The following is a 19,022-nucleotide window of genomic DNA, read 5'->3' as shown; positions in this document are numbered from 1 at the left end:
AAATTGAAGACTTTATACTTTTAAAGATTGTACTCAAATCAAAAAAACACTTAAAACATTCTAAATTTAGGACTTAATAAAAAAAGAATCCAATCCTTAGATCAGACTCCTTTTACTATGAATAAATTGCTGCTCCCAATACCCCTGACATCACAATTACCAACGCAGGATGAACACGGAGCTTTATTAAAGAAAACAGTGATAAAGCAAAAATGATGAGTAGACTAGCCGAATACCAAGAGAATGAACCTACTAAATCATTACTGACTGCAAACTTAATTGCAGCATAGCCAATTAAACCAGTGATGATAGGGCGTAAGCCATAAAAGGCAGATTCCACATGTTTATTTTTACTGATTTTATAGAAAAATGTGGCAATGATGATAACTAATAATAACGAAGGAATGACCATCCCTAAGCCGGCTGCAATCGCACCTGTTATCCCATTGACCTGATAACCAACAAATATTGCACTATTTGTTGCAATTGGTCCTGGAGACATACCTGCAATTGCAATAACATCCGTAAACTGTTGAGTTGTCATCCAGCCCTTATTTATCACCTCAAGCTCGATGACAGGGATCATTGCATACCCTCCACCGAATGAAACAAAGCCAATTAATAAAAACGTCCAGAATAATTCAAATAATATCATTTTATATGCCATCTCCCATAAACCATTCTAGTTGCTGTGGCGATGAAGGCTTTTCCTTTTTCCCATCTACCGAAAAACCCAATTTTCTTTTTAGGTTTACAAGAACGATACCAAGAATAATACCTAAGAAGATAATTAAAACCGGATGTAGATGTAGGAAAAACAGGATGGCCATTGACCCAAATGAAATAACGCATGTCGTTTTATCAATGATGGCTGTTTTACCAATCATATATCCTGCATAAACAATTAGGGCAACGATAGAAGCGCGAATCGCTTGAAATGCTGCTTCAATTTTAGGGTTATCTTGAATTTGCAGAAAAACAATACTTAGAACGACAACAATAAGAAAGGTTGGGAGAAACACTCCTAATAATGCTGCTATTGCTCCCCTAATCCCTGCTATTCGGTAACCTATAAAAGTAGAAGAATTAATAGCAATCGCTCCGGGAATAGATTCCGCAATTGCAAATACATCTGTTACATCTTCATGACTAACCCATTTCTTTTTATCAACAACTTCTCTTTCTATTAGAGGAATCATGGCATATCCTCCACCAAATGTGACCGGACCAATTTTTAAGAAGGTCCAGAAAAGTTGAAAAAGTTTTTTCGTTTCTTCCTTCATTATATACGCCTCTTTCATACTGAAAGTTTCATTCTACAATTTATACATTTTTATTCTTACTTCTACGATACCACGCTTAGTGGAAGTTGAATATTGCAAGAAATGCATGGGTTATAACAGAATGTTATATGCTCCTCTTGCAAACTTAATGAGCATGGTATGGTATGATCTTAATATAAGAATAATCGGCATTTATAATCGAGGAGGAGGTTTTCTTGAACATTGAAAATTTGAAAATGTTTTGTTTGGTAGTGGATGAAGGCAGTATAAGTCAAGCAGCTAGATTAAGCTTTGTATCACAGCCTGCCGTGACAAGACAAATACGCCAGCTGGAGAACTTTTATGGAACCTTGTTATTTGACAGGACGGAAGGAAAACTGATTGTCACAGAAACTGGCAAAATGTTATATCCATTTGCCAAAGCTATTATTAATGATTTTGATCGTTCTAAAGAAGTCATCCTTCAGGCAACAGGAGAATACAATTCAAATCTTCGTGTTGGCGCCTCTTTAACTATTGGGGAGTTTTTATTGCCTAGCTTACTAGGACGATTTAAAAAGCTTACCCCAGACATTCGAGTAACATTAACGATCCGGAATACACCTAGTGTTTTAGAAGATTTAGCAAACGACGTCATTGACATCGCTTTGGTTGAAGGAATTGTTGAGGATAAAAGCCTTATCGTTGAAAAATTTGCTGATGACGAACTCATTCTTGTATGTCCCCCTGACCATCCTTGGAGCAAGCGAGCAGAAATCAAAATTGAGGAACTGGCAGATGAACGAATGATATGGCGAGAATCGATTTCCGGGACTAGACTAATCGTTGAAAATGCCCTAAAAGAACATGGTGTATTAAAAAAAATTAATAGTTATATGGAAATTGGCAGTACACAAGCAATTAAAAGTGCAGTTGAGTCAGGGCTGGGTATCAGTATCCTATCTAGGTTAACTGTTGCTAGGGAATTGGAACAGGGATTTTTACAAGAAGTAAACATTAGTGATGTACATATTAAAAGAAGTTTATGGCTTGTAAAAAAACCTCAGAGGTTTCATCGAGAAGGTGTTTCTAAGTTTGTTGAGTTTATACAGGAATAACCATTTATAAAAATACTCTATTTAAAAGATTTTTGAATGATTTCGAATTGAACGAAAAGAGCTTTCATGAACCATTTAGGCACATGAAAGCTCTTTTTGTTTTGACTTAATACAAACGATTAAATTATTTCACCAATTATTAAACGCTTTCAATAAAGAAATTCACCATTTTTAGTTATGCAGTCACACCTTTAACTTATCACGTTTATTTTGATTTAATTTCTATGATCCTTCATGCCTCTTTAGCGACTTGTTGAGCTTCTTTTCTTTCCTTAATTTCTTGGATAATTCTCGCATAGAATTTGTTGTCAATTTTATAGAATTTTAATGCAATAATCGTTGCCACATGCCCTAGGATTGGGAATATTGCATAGAGATATAAAATCATTTGTAAAGTTTCTGCTGATTGAGCTTGACCTGCAACATATCCTGCGCTAGCTAATAGCGCTCCCCCAAGAATCCCTCCAACTGCACTTCCTAATTTATTAATGAAAGTCAAACTAGAGGATACGACACCAGCGCCTTTTAAACCTGTTTTCCATTCACCATACTCAACACAATCTGGTAGCATAGCCCAAGCAATTGCGCCTGTAAATGGTGCAAGAATATTCACTAAAACTGCTGCTGTAAAGTTAACCCAAACCATTTCAGATGGAGCAACGAGTAACACAATAAATGGTATGATGGATGCAATACTTCCATAAAGGAAGACACCTTTTTTCTCAATCTTTTTAGACAGCTTCGGCATAAGGAAAAATAATGGAATAGAAAGCAGTAAACCAACTAGAGATAAAATCGGAAACAAATCAGCTCTACCAACATTATAAGTCCAGAAATATAGAGCAACAGCACTTTGAATTGATGTCGCAATTAGGTTTGTGCTCATTGCAACCATTAACATTAATAATGGTGTATTTTTCCCTATTAATGATAATTGATCCTTAAAAGCAATCTTTGGCTTTGATTCAAGTTTATCATTAACAATTTCGACCTTATCATGTCGTTTAGCACTACTTGCACAGGTCCAAAAGCTTAATACGACAACAATCGAATATATAATCGCTGTAGTTAGATAACCCTGTTCACCACCTCCAAATATAGCGACAAGAGGTAAGAAAAGAACTTGAGCTAACATCTGAGCTGGTATCCCCATAAATTGCTTGGCTGTTGCAATCCAAGTTCTTTGATTTGGGTCTTCACTTAAAACAGGTGTTAATGAATGATAAGGAATATTTACGACAGTTGAGATTAATGAATAAAGAATATACGTGACAAAAACATATACTATTTTTTGACCGTCTGGTAAATCTGGAATCCAGAATAAAGAAACTGTACTTAAACCTAATAAAGGTGCACCGAAAATGATATACGGACGATACTTACCTATTTTTGAATTCGTTCGATCCGCAATGATCCCCATGAGCGGGTCTGTAACAGCATCAATAAAGCGAGTAATAAAGAACAAAGTACCTACTAATGCAGGGGAAATCCCCTCCACTTCAGTATAGAAGAACATTAAATAAGTCAGAATTAGCATGAAAGGTAAATTAGAACCTAAACCACCAAACGCGTACTTAAAAACTTCACTTTTACTTGCTACTCTAGTAATGTTTTGCATAATTTATACTCCTTTATTTGAATTTTAATAGACAATTTAAGTGCACCCCAAATCATTAATTGAAACTTCACTTATATTTGCCTAGCTCGTACGACCTGCTAATCCGATAAAATACTTCGCTTTCACTTTTTCGTTCTTTTGGAGAAAAACATCTATAAATTTCTCAACTACACCAGTATTAACTACAGTGCACTTATAATTTAATACAAATTCTTTAAAACTATTTAATAGTTTCTGGCGTTCATTCTCAGGAGTAATATTAAGTATTGCTCTCATTTGATTCTGTGCCGCTCTATCCCATTGATGGTCTTCTAAAATACTTATTTTTTCCGCTTCTTGAATGGCTTCTTTCTGTTTTTTTAGTTCCTCAATAGTCATTATTCCGTTTTCAGGAATACCCAATCTAATGAATTGCTCTTTAGGAGCATCATTTTTTCTCATCTGCTCAGCTATTTTTTGGATAAACTTTAATTCTATCTCCAGGTCTTCTACTTCCTCTTTTTGTTCTGTATCTATTGTTAGGTTAAACAATTTCGACCCGTACTGGAATGCGTTTACAAAACCACTTCCGGCTTCAATTTTCATCAACTGACATCCTTTAGTAAATGAAAATGGCTCTTGAATTTCTATGTTTTGTAACTCCCCTGGAGCAAACGGCTGTCTCATATGTGTCGGCATTAATGTATATTCAAATAATGGTTTATTTTCTGGAGAAACTGGACCTCTCATATACACATAATTGCCATCTGTTATATTGACATGCCCCCCATGGAATCCAAATAAAGCGGTTTCGCGAATTGGCTGATCTGATTGAATCACTTGTCTTAACGGCTTTCCATCCATATCACCTGGTAATGAAACACCAAAAAATTCAAGTAAAGTAGGAGCTAAATCTACTGTTTGAACGATTGACTGTCTTCTTTCTCCTTTTTTACCTTCTCTAGGATCCCAAACGAATAATGGCGTGTGAGCGATTTCATCGTAGACCGGCATAACACTCTTGGACCACCATCCATGCTCACCTAATAAATATCCATGATCTGTATTAACAATTAACATTGTATCTTTCCACATATCGTGTTCATCCATCATGTCCAAGACTTTTCCTAAATAATTGTCACACATACTTAGTAGAGCAGCATATTCGTACTTACCATGTTCCACTACTTCATCTGACTCTTGAACAAAATAATAAGGTGGCCAATCAAAATGTTTACCATTGTACTCATGTGGATACAGATCTTTGTATTGCTGATAAGCAAAAAATGGTTCATGTGGATCAAATGTTTCTAGCTGTAGAAACCAATTGTCTTCGTCTTTGTTTTTTTGGATAAAATCCATCCCTAAAGAGAATGTTACAGCCTGTGGATGATTCTCTTCTGATTCAAAATAACTTCGGTTCACCATATCTTGTTTAAACATAGTAGAACTAGCAAACAGCTCAGGTGTTTCAGTTTCGGGCATTACTGGAGCTTTCACATGACCTTTCCATGGATCCCCCTCTTGTCCTCGAACCATTTCGAAGGAACTATATCTTGGGTGATATGTGGCACCACCATCTTCCCAATAGTGCTGGTGATCTGTTACTAAATGAGTGTAAACACCATTTTGTTTCAACATTTCTGGCATTGAATTGTCAAAAGGTTCGATGGGACCCCAGCTTCGATGTAAGAAGTTATATCGACCAGTATGGAGCTCTCTTCTTGCTGGCATACATGGTAAACTCCCTGCGTAACTCTGATCAAAAGCGACTGTTTTCTCTCCTAACCGCTTAAAATTAGGTGCATGTGTCCAGTCGCAGCCATAGTTTGGCAGCATATGCCTGTTTAGTGAATCAAACATCACCATAATTGCTCGCATTTTTGAATCATCTCCCATTATAATTTCTTCTTCTGAAAAAGTGCCTTGTATCTTTTGTTGTAGATTTCCCCAAAATATAAAAGCGCTTTTATAAATGTTTAAAAATAAAAAACCTAACGATCTAAAATGAAAATTTAAACATAACAAACTATGTGGAAGCGCTTTTACTTTCCTTGCAACAAATTTATCAGATAATTAAAAACCTTGCAACAACAATTATTTTATAGGGGTATAACAAAATATTATACCTATTATTCTAGGAATTAAGATAATCGAATTGACCATGCTAAATAAATTTGATAACTTTTAAATGTGGAAGCACTTCCATATTTAAAAGCTCTTTTTTCAATGAAAGGAACAATATGATGTTTTTTCTAGAAAAAATAAGATATTTATTTGATATACCGAAACATAATATTGTGGTGAACAATTATGAAAGCATCTATCTATGACGTAGCCAATTTAGCAGGAGTTTCTATTTCTACCGTTTCAAGAGTGTTAAATAAAAGTGGGTATGTAAGCAGTAAAACTGAAAAGAAAGTATATGATGCAGTTAATAAATTAAATTATACACCTAACGTTGTTGCCCAAAATTTAGCGAAAAATGAAACAAAATTAATTGGATTATATTTCCCCCCTCTAGTTGACTCGACAGAAATTCTATCAAGTACTTACATCCTAGAGTTTATAAAAGGAGTCAATGATGTGTTGATTCAATGGGGATATCATCTTCTTTTGATTAATGAAATGAATGATCGTGAACAAATTTTATCAGATAAATGTAGGCCACAGTATTATTCGTTTATTAAACAGAACCGGATAGATGGCCTTATTTTAGGGAGCGCTCCAATTGCATGCTCTTCCTTCATAGAGCTGCTCAATCTTAAATTACCGATGGTGTATATTGGAGAAAAACTTTTTCATAATGGACTAAATGTATACGCTCAATTTAAACAATACAATAAAGATGTATTAGACTATTTTTATAGTAAAGATCATAGGTATATAGCTGTTATTAGTTTAGAAGAAAGGTTAGATTCGGTCATTCGTGAGTTCAAGGAAGATAAACATAATGAAAAGCTAAAGGTTGAGAATTATTTTGACCCCGTCAACCTAGACACATACCTCGGTTTATTAACGAGAATTTTCACAAGTGAAGATAAACCTTCAGCATTATTGGTCCATGATCTATCAAAGGTCCAACAGACCATTAACTTTTTGAACAATATTAAATTGTCTGTTCCTGATGATGTATCAATCATGACGATTGAACATAAATATCAAGATGCTGAAAAATGCTTTCCTTCCGTAACAAGTGTTTATGTACCCGCTTATCAAATGGGTGTTGAGGCTGCTAATCTACTCTTTGAATATTTACAAAAGCCTCAAGACTATTCTAAGGAGATTATCGTTGATTCAAATATTATAGAACGGAAGTCTGTTAAAAGTATGACTAAATCGAGTAATACCTAATGAAGTCCACCGTTCTCTTACTAGATACTAAAATCATGAAAAGAAATTTCTCAAGGATGTGACGAAATGAAGATGGAGCAAAAAATGTCGTGTTGTGCAATAAAAAGAGGAACATCACTTGAACATAAAACCCAAGAAATTACAACTTCAACTGAAATTCAATTCAAGGACAAAATGGTGTATCTTCCTGGTGGAGAATTTTTAATGGGGACAAATGAAAAAGAAGGTTTTCCAACCGATGGTGAGGGCCCTGTTCGGAAAATAAAAGTAGATCCTTTTTTAATTGATCGGCATGCCGTAACAAATGCTGAATTTAAGGAATTTGTACAAGCTACTGGATATGTAACCGAATCAGAGAAATTCGGTTGGTCATTTGTATTTTACAGTTTCTTACCTCCACAGATTTTAAGTCAAGTAAAGAGAGTGACTTCGACCCCTTGGTGGTGTGGGGTCAATGGTGCTTTTTGGTACCAACCAGAAGGTCCAAATTCAACGATTGATGACCGCATGGATCATCCTGTTGTTCATGTAACCTGGAATGATGCCCAAGCCTTTTGTAAATGGGCTGGTAAGCGATTGCCAACAGAAGCTGAATGGGAATATGCTGCACGGGGAGGTCTTGAGCAAAAAAGATATCCATGGGGTGATGAATTAACTCCAAATAATGAGCACTACTGTAATATTTGGCAAGGAAAGTTTCCAGAAAAAAATACCACTGAAGATGGTTTTAAAGGCACTGCTCCAGCAATGTCTTTCCCTGAAAACGGGTTTGGTCTTTATAACATGTCGGGAAATGTTTGGGAATGGTGTTCTGACTGGTTTAGCAGAAGTATTCACAGTCGAGGTGGACGTACAAATCCTAAAGGACCGGCAAAAGGTGAAACGAAGATAATGCGTGGCGGATCCTATTTATGTCATGTTTCTTATTGTAACCGTTACCGAGTTGCTGCTCGAACTTCAAATACACCCGATAGTTCATCGGGGCATCTTGGGTTTCGATGTGTGGCAGATGTTTTGTCTTAGTTTTATTTTCTCTTAGGCTAGTAATTTAATAAAAAATAAAAGAATCTTCAATCACTTATTCAAAGTAATTGAAGATTCTTTTTAATGCTTAACTACAAAAATCTCACGTGAGGTAACACATCACTTATTCCTTAATTAAAGATACATTCCCTCTTTTTATTTAGTTAAGATCTTTTCACTAGTTTTATTTATTCTTCCCCTATGAGCTTTGATTAGTGATGTTTTAAACTATTATAATTTAGCAGTGTAAGTGTGACAATAACGCCTAAATAGGAAAAAAGATGATGATACGAAAAACGTGTATCATCATCTTTAAGAAACTAACTATGCACTATATCTCTCTTGTTCAATTTGCTTTAATGATTTCCCTCTTGTCTCAGGTGCCATGACAAATCCGATAATAGCAGCTACTAATAAGAATCCAATCATAATTAATCCGGATATTTTAAAACCTAGTACCGTAATCATCGTTGGTACTATTAGTGAAATCAATCCGACCGCCACACGAGCAATACAAAATAGGAATCCCTGAGCTTTTGCACGATATTTTGTATGGAACAATTCACTTGCCCATAATCCATAGAACGCTTGGGCTCCAAACCCTGCTGCTATTCCCCATAGGATTACAAACAGGAACAACTCAGTAAGGCCCATTGATCCTAATGATAAGATCGCCCATGCTGCTATTCCCATAACAGCTCCTACTGTATATAGAATTTTCCTGCTTACTTTGTCACCTAACTTAATGAAAACAAAGTAGGTTGATGCGACTGTTAATATCCATAAGAATGCCTGTAATAAATTCGCCTGAGCTGAAGATAATCCGCCAACTCTTTCATATATATATGGCATGAAGTAGCCCATTACCCCTGCAACTAGATTCCAGAAAACATAGATTCCTAATAATAAAGTGATTGCTTGTCGATTTGCTTTTATTGTGAAAAGTTCCTTTATAGGATTTTCTGTTTTTTGACCAGTTGCTTTTAATTTTGCCTTTAATTTCTCTTCTTTCTTCTTTTCTTCTTCCCAGATTGTTGATTCATTTATTTGCTGTTGTAAAATCCACGTAATTAAAGCGATTACAAACAATTGAGCAAAAATAATTCTGCTCCCTAACAGACCAAGTGGTGCTAATGCAACGGAAAGTAGTAATGATACTGCTGGGCCAATTGACCAAGCTAATTGTCCATATCCTACTCGAGCAGCCCGCTCATTATCTGGTGCCTCTTCAGCAATATATGTCCATGCAGCTGGGATAGCAGCACCTACAGCAATACCCGTGATAATATAACCTATTAGTAACATTGGAAAGTTGAAAGAAAAAGTAATTAATAGAACACCAAGCATATAAACCAATAAATCATATTTATAGATTAATTTACGACCATATTTATCTACTAATATTCCCCCAATTAGTGCCCCAATCGCTGCTCCAAAACCATTTGCACTTAAAGCCCCCAGCAACCCTAACTTAAAGTCGTCTAGATTTAAATATTCCATCCAAAGTGTAAGACCACCAGCACCAGCAACAATTGAACCAGCTTCTAAATAGTTCGACATTGCTACTGTAATCGTAGACTTCATTCCCTTTTTTCCTGCCATATTCATACTCCTTTCATGCCATTAGGATCTAAGCTAAATAAAAAACATGTTTTAATTCTTTAGAAACCGGGCTTTTATCAGGGTTTGTTTCCATAAGCGGTTCCATATATGCCCACCATTTTTGACAAATATCTGTACTAGCCATATGATTCCATCTTTCCTCATCTTCAATTTCTAAATAAGCAAATAACTGACCTGACTCTTCATCTAGGAAAATAGAATAATTATGCACTCCATGTGCCTTGAGTTCTTTTTCCATCTCAGGCCATAACTCATCATGGCGACGTTTATACTCTTCATACTGATCCTTATAAACAAACATAATAGATGCTTTTCTAATCATGATAGTCCCTCCAAAGGATTGATTTAAAACGTTTTCTGTTTACGCTTTCTTTTTGATACTCTTACTATATAAAACTTCATTTCCTGTTGGTAGGAGACAAAACTAAGGTAGGGGGGTGAATATTACGATGTTTGAAAGGGGTTTCGAATTAATGTAAAAAACACTAAATCTAACATGAGATTTAGTGTTTTTTAGAATGATATTCACGATATTGGGAAGGAGTTTGACCATACCATTGTTTGAAAAGCCGACTAAAGTATTTTGTATCCTGATATCCTAACTGGGAAGAAATATCATAAATCTTTATGTCTGTCATTTCCAGAAGCTCCTTCGCTTTTTCTAACCGGCATTTCGTTATATAATCTAAAATTGTCTCACCCGTTTGTGCTTTAAAATAATTACTAAAATAGGTTGGGCTCATATAGATTTGTTCAGCAATTTCCTTTATTGTTATATGCTCCCCAAGGTTTTCTTGAATCCAATTTTTCGCACGTTGGATAGGATCTGAATCAAGTTTTCTACTGGTATCTACTCTCCCTTTTATCTCAAAGATCCACTTTTTAATACTCTCTTTAAGTTGATTGAAATTCCCTGCTTTTTTTGTAAGTTGGAAAGCATGAGATAATAGCTCTGAAATTTCACCAAAACCATCGATCACCATACACTTATTAAAGATTTGAAGACATAAATAATGAATCGCATCCTCTATAACTTTCGGAGAACTTATGCTTTCTAACTCCTTAAACAGCTGATGGATAGCTTGGGCAGTTACAGCTTCACTTTTACCATCTAATGATGATAATATTTGTTGAACGTATTTATATAAAGTAGACGATACATTTTGGGGCTGGGTTTTAGCATTCAAACCATCAAGCAGATTTTGATGAAATATCTTATTTCCCCCTTGTATGATCCTGTACTGCAGCAAAGATAAAAGCTGATCCTTTATGTTAGGCATTAAACTTAGCTCTTGAAAGGATTCAGCTAATCCGATCGAAACTGTAAACGGCGTTGATTTCTGTACATCGGATTTGAATTGTTCAATTAATGGATCGACCTTTCCTTTTCTTGTATCATCATAATGAAATAATACCCAGTATTGAAGTTTTCCACTTCTCCACCACCAGTAATCCATATCTTCTACAGCTATTTGAACTCTTTGTTTGAGCATCTCTTCGAATTTCAAATCCCAGTTTTGTGTAGAATCTACGTTTTTTATTAATGATTCGTCCTGGTCAACACTGATATATATTAATTGATAATCCCCTTCTGGAAATTCCTTTGTCCAATCTAATACCGATAAATCTAAATCGGCATTCCAAGTGATTTCACTTAATAACTGTATTTGCTTCGTATAAGTTAGTTGTGTTGCCCTCCCTTGAATATCACTCCACTCTTGTTGTTCTCTTTGTTTGACATATATTTTTGCTTTTACTTCTTCTAATTGCTCAGCAAATTGATGTTTATCTACCGGTTTTAAAATATAATTTACTGCCCCTTCACGCATGGCAGTTTGAAGGTAAGTAAAGTCATCATAGCCACTAATAATCAGTGAAGTAAATGAATGTATTTTTTTCAATTCATTAATTAAGGTGAGTCCATCCATTTCAGGCATTTGAACATCTGTTATAAGTAAATCAAAAGAAATAGATTGCCTTTTAATTTCTTCATATGCTTCTTTACCATCTGAAAAGACTTTAATAATTTCCCAGTCTTCCCCGCAGGATTGAACGAGTCTTTCTAATCTGCGTCTGATTCTACTTTCGTCATCTACGATGATTGTTTTTATCACGGTCATGATCGATCACCATTTTCTCTTGCGTTTTTATCATCTGTGGAATTTTTATCGTTACCACTGTTCCCTCATCTATCTTGCTTTCAATCGTGATTCCATACTCTGATCCATACATCATAACAATTCGTGCATGGACATTTGTAATCCCAAAGCCTGAATCCCTTTTAATAATAGGGTTTTTGTCTAATAGCTGATTCAATTCTTTAAGCTTTTCAGCAGTAATCCCCGGGCCATTATCTCTAATAACAAATAATATTGAATGATCAGTCTCATGGATTACGTCTATTTCAATATGAAGGGATTTTCTCTTTTGCATCCCATATTTAATCGAATTTTCAATGATTGGTTGTAAAATAAATTTTGGAGTCAAGTAATCCTCTTCATATTTGTTCTGATCAATATGAAAAGAGATTCTCTCTTCAAAGCGAAATTTCTGTATAGTTAAATAATCTTCTATATGAAGAATTTCCTTTGAAATTGGGACAATTCTATCTTTATTACTAAGTGAATATCTAAGCATTCTTCCTAAAATCGCTACCATATCCACTACTAATTCAGACTCACCGTCTTCAATAGCAGCACCAATTGTTTCTAACGTGTTATACATAAAATGAGGGTTTATTTGCGACTGCAACGCATATAGTTCTGCGTCTTTTTGACGTAACTCGATGTGATAATTCTTCTTTATTAATTCCCTTATTCTGCTGATCATTGATTGAAAGCTAGTTGCTAAAACTCCTACTTCGTCCTTTGAATGAATTGGGATTTTTACATCAAGGTTACCGCTTTCAACATCCTTCATGATTTTTCCTAGAATATTGATTGGTTTTGTTACACTCCAAGCGACACTAATTGAGATGAAAGTTGTAATGATCACAAGAATAACAAAAATAATCATTGCAGCAGTTTTAACAACATCTGTCCTCTCTGTTAAATAATTAATTGGTATACTGTGAACAAGAATCCATTCCTGTTTCTCAGACTGATTGATACTAATTAATGTTCTATCTTGTTCATCATTTGTACGAAAGCTTCCATTGAGAAGAGGATAATGATGAACTTCTTCAAAATATGAACCAATCTTTGTATGATCTTGATGGTAAATAATTTGGCCTTGACTGTCCATTAGCCACATCATTGCTTTTTCTTCTTCATCTAAATCTTCAAGTATTTCTTCTATAAAAGTTAATTTGACCGCTAAAAATAATGTTCCAAGATTTTTTCGATTATCGAGGTCCACAATATCCTTTACAAGGAGCATATATGGAGGGTTTCCCTCGAAGGACAAATTAACTTGACTTGGCAGGAGTACTTTTGTATCTCCTCCTAAATCATGCGCCTCTCCATATGGAAATGTATGGTCACTAAAATCAAAGCCTTCATAAGATACACGAGTACTAATAAATGATCTATTTTTTGAAAGCAAAAAAGCCCCTAAGATATTATCATTATTACTCCCTAAATAAGTCCTAGAGAGAAAGCTCTCTATTGTAAATTGGTCTTCCAGCAAAGAAGAACACTCATCATAAGGGTTTGTCCTTAAGATCGCCATAACATCACTTGAATTGTAAATAAGATTGGGTAAATTCCCCAGCTCATTAATTTCATTTTCAATATTTTTATTTGCCTGATTTAAAAGCCTTGGTACGTACTCTCCCACTTCCTCCTCTATTGCTTTTGTATTTTGATAATAGGTGATATACCCTAATATAGCCATCGGAATAACGGTTAGAAGAATATACGTAATGATTAATTTTGTCTTAAGGCGGAAGTGCTTTAGATGCACCGCTTCCTTTATTCTAGAAATCATACTGATCAATATTCTCCTTTGTAAAATCAATTGGTTGCCCCATGATGACAGTATCTTCTTTCACACGAATATTTCCGATATTTGAAATATATTGATTATCCTGAATCTCCTGACCATCTAAAATTTCTTTTGCCACACTAACTGTTAAATAGCCAAGCTTTTTCGGACTCCACAAGGTCACAACCTGTGCAGACCCATTCTTTATATATTCTCTCATCAAATTAGGTGTTGATAAGCCCACAATGGTCATTTCACCTGCTTTGTTAACATCCCGGACAGCTTGAGATGCCGCAGGCGGACCTACAGATGAACTTCCTATAATCCCCTTCAAATCAGAGTATTTTTTAAGTAACTCTTTGGCGGCTTTATAAGCTTGTTTCGGGTCATCATTTGACTCAACGATTTCCACAAGTTTCATACTAGGGTAATTCTCCTTTTGATGAAGCTTCATCCACTCGATCCATTCATTTAAGTTAGCTGCATCACTTGCACCTGTAATAATGGCATAACTCCCTTGCTCATTTACCCGGGATGAAAGGGTATCCATAATATGACGCCCTAAAACCTCAGGATCAACCATATTGATAAACATTTCTCTATATTGTTCATTCGTATCTGAATCCCATGTAATCACTCGGATTCCCTGCTGCTTGGCTTTCGTTAAGACTTGCCCAAGCTTTTCGGGGTCATTTGCTGAAACAGCTATTAAGTCTACACCTTGTTCAATATATCCATTAATAATAGCCTCTTGCTGCTCCCAATCAGCTATCAATGAACCTGAATAAAAAACCTCCACATCTAAATCGTTTCCAGCCTCCATTGCCCCCTCTTCTACTGCGTTAAAATAAGGGATCCCAGTAACTTTTGGTACAATAGCAATTGTGTAATTTGGATTGTTTTGAACAGGCTGTTCCTGTTTTTTGTTCTTCTCTCCGTTGTATATGATCTCATATTTTGATGAATCAAAATTGGTATTGCACCCGCTTACAATTAGAAGTAAGAATAGGATGGGAAAAATTCGAAATCGCATGGAATTCTCACCTCATTGTTTACTATATATATTTAAATAGAAGTTCAAATTTTATTATATCAGTAACTATAGAATAGTTTATTATAAATTAAGTAAATAAGAGAATATTATGTTTTGAATACCTTTAAATAATCATGAAGTATATGAATTAATCCTTAGAGGTGTCTATACAAAAAGTGAAGGCCCCAGAAAGTCATTATTCACTAATTTTACAATCATACCTAGATTTTATTTTGTTAACAAAGTTGATCCGGCCATTTTATTTTCATCTTACATTTCAGTTTATAAATTGTGGCCCTTTCGATTACTTGTTATAATTTAAGTTAATATCGTTATCTACAAATCTCAAAAATGTAATCGGTTTCAATGCTTTAACTACTCTTTGGGAGGGTGAATCTATGCAATATATATCTGGATTTAATATTTTAAGAATTTCCGAATGGATATTAAAACTGCTTTATTTAAACATTTTGTTTATTGCATTTTCTTTTTTAGGAATACTTATTTTGGGAATCTTCCCTGCAATAGCAGCTATGCTATTTATCATAAGAAAATGGCTAATGGGTGATACCGAAATTCCTATGTTTAAAACATTTTGGCAATCTTACAAGAAGGACTTTCTTCGTAGTAATTTGCTTGGTTTTATTATGGCCTTCTTCGGATTAACAATCTTTCTATATTACATCCTTCTTAATCAACAAAGCGAATCTATACTTTGGCTGCGCTACCCGCTTTTAATGATTTCTTTTATGTACATAGTATTTCTTTTTTATGTTTTTCCCGTATTTGTTCATTATGATCTGAAAATAGTTCGTGTTCTAAAAACAACTCTATTTATTATGAGTGTTTCTCCGCTTTCAACAATCATGATGATTGCAGGATGTATGATCATCTATTTTGCAATATCCTATTATCCTGGTTTAGCCCCTCTTTTTGGCGGGAGCTTGACGGGTTTTATGATCATGTGGTCCTCTTATCATGCATTTTCAAATTTGAAACAACGTGAAAAGGAGGCAACTTCTCAAAATTCATAAGCTTTATGGCCGAATTGGCTATTCACATGGCTGAATCGGTTTCGAAAATTCTGCTTACCTTCATTTATAATATTCATAAGTTATAGACAAAGGGGGCTGCACCATGAAAATAATTATGATCTCACTTGATTCACTTCGTGCAAAGAGATTAGGTAGCTACGGTTATCATAAGCCAACAAGTCCATATATAGATAAAATCGCAACAGAAGGCGTATTATTTGAAAATGCCTTTGCTTCTGATATCCCGACTGAAGTTGCTCACACTTCTATTTTCACAGGAAAAATCGGACTTCGTACTGGTATTGTTTCACATGGGTCTGAGCTAACAAATCTTCCAAAGACGATAAATTGGCTTCCAACAATGCTTAGGAAAGCGGGTTTTACGACGGGAGCAGTAGATAATCTTTATCAATTAAAAGAGTGGTTCGCAAGAGGCTTCCGATATTATACAAATAGTGTAGGAAAAAACCGCTGGATTGATGGACAGACGATTAATGAGTTGACGATGCCTTGGCTTAAGGAACACAAGGATGAAGACTTTTTTCTATTTCTTCACTATTGGGATCCTCATACTCCATATTTACCACCTGAAGAGTACATCCCCCTTTTTTATGATAAAGATAAAGACCCTTATGATATACACAACAATAGTATGAATCCTGCTTATAACCATATGGCTTATCCATTTTTTAAGCACCACCATTTTGATTTGTTAGGTCCTGTTACGGATGCTGAATATGTCAATGCCTTATATGATGCTGAAATCCTCTATTTAGATAACAAACTTAAAGAACTTGATCATTATTTAGAAGAGTTGGGTATTAAAGATGACACCCTTCTTGTCTTATTTGGAGACCATGGAGAGAGTTTAACAGAGCATGATATATACTGGGATCACTGCGGACTATATGATACAACTGTTCAAGTGCCAGTCATCATGAGATGGCCCGGACATATCCCGCAGGGCAGAAGAGTTGAAGGACTTATCCAACAAGTGGATCTTTTCCCAACAATTTTGGAAGCGGTTTCTGATAACCTCCATTTGGACTTAGAGCCTATAAGCGTTCCGAATGATCTTGATGGCCGAAGCTTATGGCCTTCTATTTTAGGCCATGAGGAAGGCACTCACTCTAAAGTTTATCTAAGTGAATGTGCTTGGCAAGCAGCGAGGGGTATACGTACAAAAAAATTCAAGTATATCCATACCTATGATAGCGGTCCTTTCACACGGCCTCAAAGAGAGTTATATGATCTATCTTCTGACCCTGAGGAAACGATAAATCTAGCAGAAACACTTACAGATTTAGCAGAAGAGTTTGAGACGGACTTGAATCATTGGGTAAACAGTGTTTTACAAGGTAAAGAAGATCCGATGATGATTCAATTAGAAAAGGAAGGACTTCCATTTCGAAAGAGAATTGAAAAAATCCTTTCGGAATCAAATCTTTCATGGGATGCTTGGAAAAAAAATCCATCCCGTGATAGATTAGAACTTACGACTCGTTCATAGTTGATAAACCAGATGTCCTATAATTAGGGCGTCTTTTGTTATCTATTAGAAGTTGTACACTCAAATATCAAGTAAAAAGAACAGGATCATATTGACCCTGTTCTTTAGGTATTTCTAAGCATCCTGTTTTTCTTTGGCCTGGATAGCTCGTGCATTAGTGATCGAACCAAGATATAGTTTTTCATACGCTTCTTGAGATGTCTTGATTGGTCCTCCACCTTGACCATGATAATTTATGTTTCTAACCATTGGATTGATTCGTCCTGTTTGATCTTCTCTTTTCGCGATATGATCTGCCATTTTCTTTTGAAGCATCGCTACAATCTCCGGTTTTTCTTGAGCAACATTATTATTCTCTTCCGGATCATCTATTAGATTATAAAGTTCGATCTCTGGTTTAAAATGAAAATCCGGTTCAAGAGCCTGTATTAACTTCCACTCAGGCGTTCTCCACCCATGCTTCCGCATCCAAGTACATTCCGTAATATAGAACTCAGTTACTTTAGGAATCTCTTCTCCCTTTATTACCTTAACAAGATTACGTCCATTAAACTCAATATTTGTTTCAACCCCAGCTAATTCAAGGATTGTCGGCATAATGTCCTGAATTAGACTTACATCTGAATACCGTTTCCCTTGAGGTAATTTTCCAGGAAACTTCAAAATTAATGGAACTATTAAACAATTATCATACATTCCATGGTGATCAAAATAACAATCATGCTCATAAAGTGTCTCACCATGATCAGATGTAATGACGATCAAAGTTTCCTCTTCAATTCCAAGAGCTTCTACGGTTGCAAAGATATTCTGGATACAAGTATCCATGTACGCAATAGCTCCTTCATATTGAGCTGAAACATATTTCTCATCCGTTACACCCTCTGGAATCCAAGATTTTAAAAAGTCAGCATGCGGTTTAAAATTATAAACAGGATCCATTGATTTATTTTCAGGGTCTTTTTCATTTCCATCATAAAAAATTCGTTCAAAAGGTCGTGGAGGAAGATATGGTGAATGTGGATCCATATGACGAAGAAATAAGAAAAAAGGCTCTTCCTTTCCAGCTAGTCGTTTTAATTCTGGAATAGTAACTTCATTTAAATTCTCTGCTTTAGGGCATCTTCCTGTTTCATCAGGAACCCATGCCTCATAATCCAAGTAGCGATCAAATCCTCTGGAAGAAGGATTTCCGGTAAATCCAACACATGTTGTATTGTAACCATTATCACCTAAAACTTCGGCTAAAGTTTGGACATGATCTCCTAGAGGACCTTCGTGTCGTAACGCGACTACATCAGTTCCAAAACAATCCATTCCTGTCAGCATAGAGGCATAAGCAGGAGTAGTTGGAATACTTGGGCTAAAGTGCTTCTCAAATAGAACTCCTTCCCTTGCAATCTTATCCATATGCGGAGTTGTTAACCTGTGGTATCCGTAACTACTCATATAATCTCGTCTTAAACTATCTATACCGAATACAATAACATTTGGTTTTTTCATCATTAATTTCCCCTCCTAGCTTAGATTTACTATATATCGAA

The 19,022-nt window shown here is 35.4% G+C and carries 15 protein-coding genes; 5 read left to right on the top strand and 10 right to left on the bottom strand.

The annotated features are described in order from the left end of the window. Positions 1-115: 115 nt before the first annotated feature. Together AC4GZ8_RS06820 and AC4GZ8_RS06815 are read right to left on the bottom strand one after the other, a co-directional pair. The gene (locus AC4GZ8_RS06820) at positions 116-655 is read right to left on the bottom strand and encodes a chromate transporter (protein ID WP_491081066.1); all 540 of its coding nucleotides are present in this window, start codon (positions 653-655) and stop codon (positions 116-118) included. A 1-nt stretch (position 656) separates the two neighbouring features. Then, positions 657-1,283 carry a chromate transporter gene (locus AC4GZ8_RS06815; protein ID WP_491081065.1) on the bottom strand — a complete coding sequence of 209 codons (627 nt, stop codon included), beginning with the start codon at positions 1,281-1,283 and terminating at the stop codon, positions 657-659. Between the two features lie 215 nt (positions 1,284-1,498). Here AC4GZ8_RS06815 and AC4GZ8_RS06810 point away from each other — a divergent pair, with 215 nt between their 5' ends. After that, complete coding sequence (locus AC4GZ8_RS06810) at positions 1,499-2,380, top strand: LysR family transcriptional regulator (protein ID WP_491081064.1); 882 nt, start codon at positions 1,499-1,501, stop codon at positions 2,378-2,380. Positions 2,381-2,612: 232 nt separating this feature from the next. On the opposite strand, the gene AC4GZ8_RS06805 is transcribed toward AC4GZ8_RS06810, so the two are convergent. Then, positions 2,613-3,998: an MFS transporter gene (locus AC4GZ8_RS06805; protein ID WP_491081063.1), complete on the bottom strand. Its 1,386-nt coding sequence runs from the start codon at positions 3,996-3,998 to the stop codon at positions 2,613-2,615. An 81-nt stretch (positions 3,999-4,079) separates the two neighbouring features. Further along, positions 4,080-5,858: a sulfatase gene (locus AC4GZ8_RS06800; protein WP_491081062.1), complete on the bottom strand. Its 1,779-nt coding sequence runs from the start codon at positions 5,856-5,858 to the stop codon at positions 4,080-4,082. Between the two features lie 432 nt (positions 5,859-6,290). Between AC4GZ8_RS06800 and AC4GZ8_RS06795 the strand changes: the two genes are divergently transcribed. Both AC4GZ8_RS06795 and AC4GZ8_RS06790 read left to right on the top strand, forming a co-directional pair. Continuing rightward, complete coding sequence (locus AC4GZ8_RS06795) at positions 6,291-7,331, top strand: LacI family DNA-binding transcriptional regulator (protein ID WP_491081061.1); 1,041 nt, start codon at positions 6,291-6,293, stop codon at positions 7,329-7,331. A 66-nt stretch (positions 7,332-7,397) separates the two neighbouring features. Next, positions 7,398-8,354, top strand: a complete 957-nt coding sequence (locus tag AC4GZ8_RS06790) for a formylglycine-generating enzyme family protein (RefSeq protein ID WP_491081060.1) — start codon at positions 7,398-7,400, stop codon at positions 8,352-8,354. A gap of 324 nt (positions 8,355-8,678) precedes the next feature. Here the strand turns inward: AC4GZ8_RS06790 and AC4GZ8_RS06785 are convergent, their stop codons facing one another. The 5 genes from AC4GZ8_RS06785 to AC4GZ8_RS06765 all read right to left on the bottom strand — a co-directional run bounded on the left by AC4GZ8_RS06785 (position 8,679) and on the right by AC4GZ8_RS06765 (position 14,934). After that, the gene (locus AC4GZ8_RS06785) at positions 8,679-9,956 is read right to left on the bottom strand and encodes an MFS transporter (protein ID WP_491081059.1); all 1,278 of its coding nucleotides are present in this window, start codon (positions 9,954-9,956) and stop codon (positions 8,679-8,681) included. A 28-nt stretch (positions 9,957-9,984) separates the two neighbouring features. After that, entirely contained in the window at positions 9,985-10,299 is a 315-nt protein-coding gene (gene rhaM / locus AC4GZ8_RS06780) for an L-rhamnose mutarotase (protein ID WP_491081058.1), read from the bottom strand. Between the two features lie 181 nt (positions 10,300-10,480). Continuing rightward, positions 10,481-12,097: a response regulator transcription factor gene (locus AC4GZ8_RS06775; RefSeq protein WP_491081057.1), complete on the bottom strand. Its 1,617-nt coding sequence runs from the start codon at positions 12,095-12,097 to the stop codon at positions 10,481-10,483. After that, complete coding sequence (locus tag AC4GZ8_RS06770; protein ID WP_491081056.1) at positions 12,066-13,904, bottom strand: cache domain-containing sensor histidine kinase; 1,839 nt, start codon at positions 13,902-13,904, stop codon at positions 12,066-12,068. Before AC4GZ8_RS06770 ends, AC4GZ8_RS06775 begins: the two co-directional genes overlap by 32 nt. Beyond that, on the bottom strand, positions 13,894-14,934 hold the full coding sequence (locus AC4GZ8_RS06765; RefSeq protein WP_491081055.1) for an autoinducer 2 ABC transporter substrate-binding protein: 1,041 nt from the start codon (positions 14,932-14,934) through the stop codon (positions 13,894-13,896). The genes AC4GZ8_RS06770 and AC4GZ8_RS06765 overlap by 11 nt, the downstream gene beginning before the upstream one ends. Before the next feature lie 398 nt (positions 14,935-15,332). Here AC4GZ8_RS06765 and AC4GZ8_RS06760 point away from each other — a divergent pair, with 398 nt between their 5' ends. Beyond that, positions 15,333-15,968 carry a YesL family protein gene (locus tag AC4GZ8_RS06760; protein WP_491081054.1) on the top strand — a complete coding sequence of 212 codons (636 nt, stop codon included), beginning with the start codon at positions 15,333-15,335 and terminating at the stop codon, positions 15,966-15,968. A 103-nt stretch (positions 15,969-16,071) separates the two neighbouring features. Beyond that, complete coding sequence (locus AC4GZ8_RS06755) at positions 16,072-17,478, top strand: sulfatase family protein (RefSeq protein ID WP_491081053.1); 1,407 nt, start codon at positions 16,072-16,074, stop codon at positions 17,476-17,478. A gap of 114 nt (positions 17,479-17,592) precedes the next feature. Here the strand turns inward: AC4GZ8_RS06755 and AC4GZ8_RS06750 are convergent, their stop codons facing one another. Next, positions 17,593-18,984, bottom strand: a complete 1,392-nt coding sequence (locus tag AC4GZ8_RS06750) for a sulfatase family protein (RefSeq protein ID WP_491081052.1) — start codon at positions 18,982-18,984, stop codon at positions 17,593-17,595. Between the last annotated feature and the right edge of the window lie 38 nt (positions 18,985-19,022).

This window comes from Metabacillus sp. RB-C-LZQ-3-1, assembly GCF_058315175.1.
Note: the sequence above shows the minus strand (reverse complement) of the source record. Positions and strands in the feature narration are given on the sequence as shown.

Excerpts from the sequence above, each read along its gene's own strand:
- AC4GZ8_RS06820 (WP_491081066.1), bottom strand. The coding sequence starts at position 655 with ATGATATTATTTGAATTATTCTGGACGTTTTTATTAATTGGCTTTGTT.
- AC4GZ8_RS06815 (WP_491081065.1), bottom strand. The coding sequence starts at position 1,283 with ATGAAGGAAGAAACGAAAAAACTTTTTCAACTTTTCTGGACCTTCTTA.
- AC4GZ8_RS06805 (WP_491081063.1), bottom strand. The coding sequence starts at position 3,998 with ATGCAAAACATTACTAGAGTAGCAAGTAAAAGTGAAGTTTTTAAGTAC.
- AC4GZ8_RS06800 (WP_491081062.1), bottom strand. The coding sequence starts at position 5,858 with ATGCGAGCAATTATGGTGATGTTTGATTCACTAAACAGGCATATGCTG.
- AC4GZ8_RS06795 (WP_491081061.1), top strand. The coding sequence starts at position 6,291 with ATGAAAGCATCTATCTATGACGTAGCCAATTTAGCAGGAGTTTCTATT.
- AC4GZ8_RS06790 (WP_491081060.1), top strand. The coding sequence starts at position 7,398 with ATGAAGATGGAGCAAAAAATGTCGTGTTGTGCAATAAAAAGAGGAACA.
- AC4GZ8_RS06785 (WP_491081059.1), bottom strand. The coding sequence starts at position 9,956 with ATGGCAGGAAAAAAGGGAATGAAGTCTACGATTACAGTAGCAATGTCG.
- rhaM (WP_491081058.1), bottom strand. The coding sequence starts at position 10,299 with ATGATTAGAAAAGCATCTATTATGTTTGTTTATAAGGATCAGTATGAA.
- AC4GZ8_RS06775 (WP_491081057.1), bottom strand. The coding sequence starts at position 12,097 with ATGACCGTGATAAAAACAATCATCGTAGATGACGAAAGTAGAATCAGA.
- AC4GZ8_RS06770 (WP_491081056.1), bottom strand. The coding sequence starts at position 13,904 with ATGATTTCTAGAATAAAGGAAGCGGTGCATCTAAAGCACTTCCGCCTT.
- AC4GZ8_RS06765 (WP_491081055.1), bottom strand. The coding sequence starts at position 14,934 with ATGCGATTTCGAATTTTTCCCATCCTATTCTTACTTCTAATTGTAAGC.
- AC4GZ8_RS06760 (WP_491081054.1), top strand. The coding sequence starts at position 15,333 with ATGCAATATATATCTGGATTTAATATTTTAAGAATTTCCGAATGGATA.
- AC4GZ8_RS06755 (WP_491081053.1), top strand. The coding sequence starts at position 16,072 with ATGAAAATAATTATGATCTCACTTGATTCACTTCGTGCAAAGAGATTA.
- AC4GZ8_RS06750 (WP_491081052.1), bottom strand. The coding sequence starts at position 18,984 with ATGATGAAAAAACCAAATGTTATTGTATTCGGTATAGATAGTTTAAGA.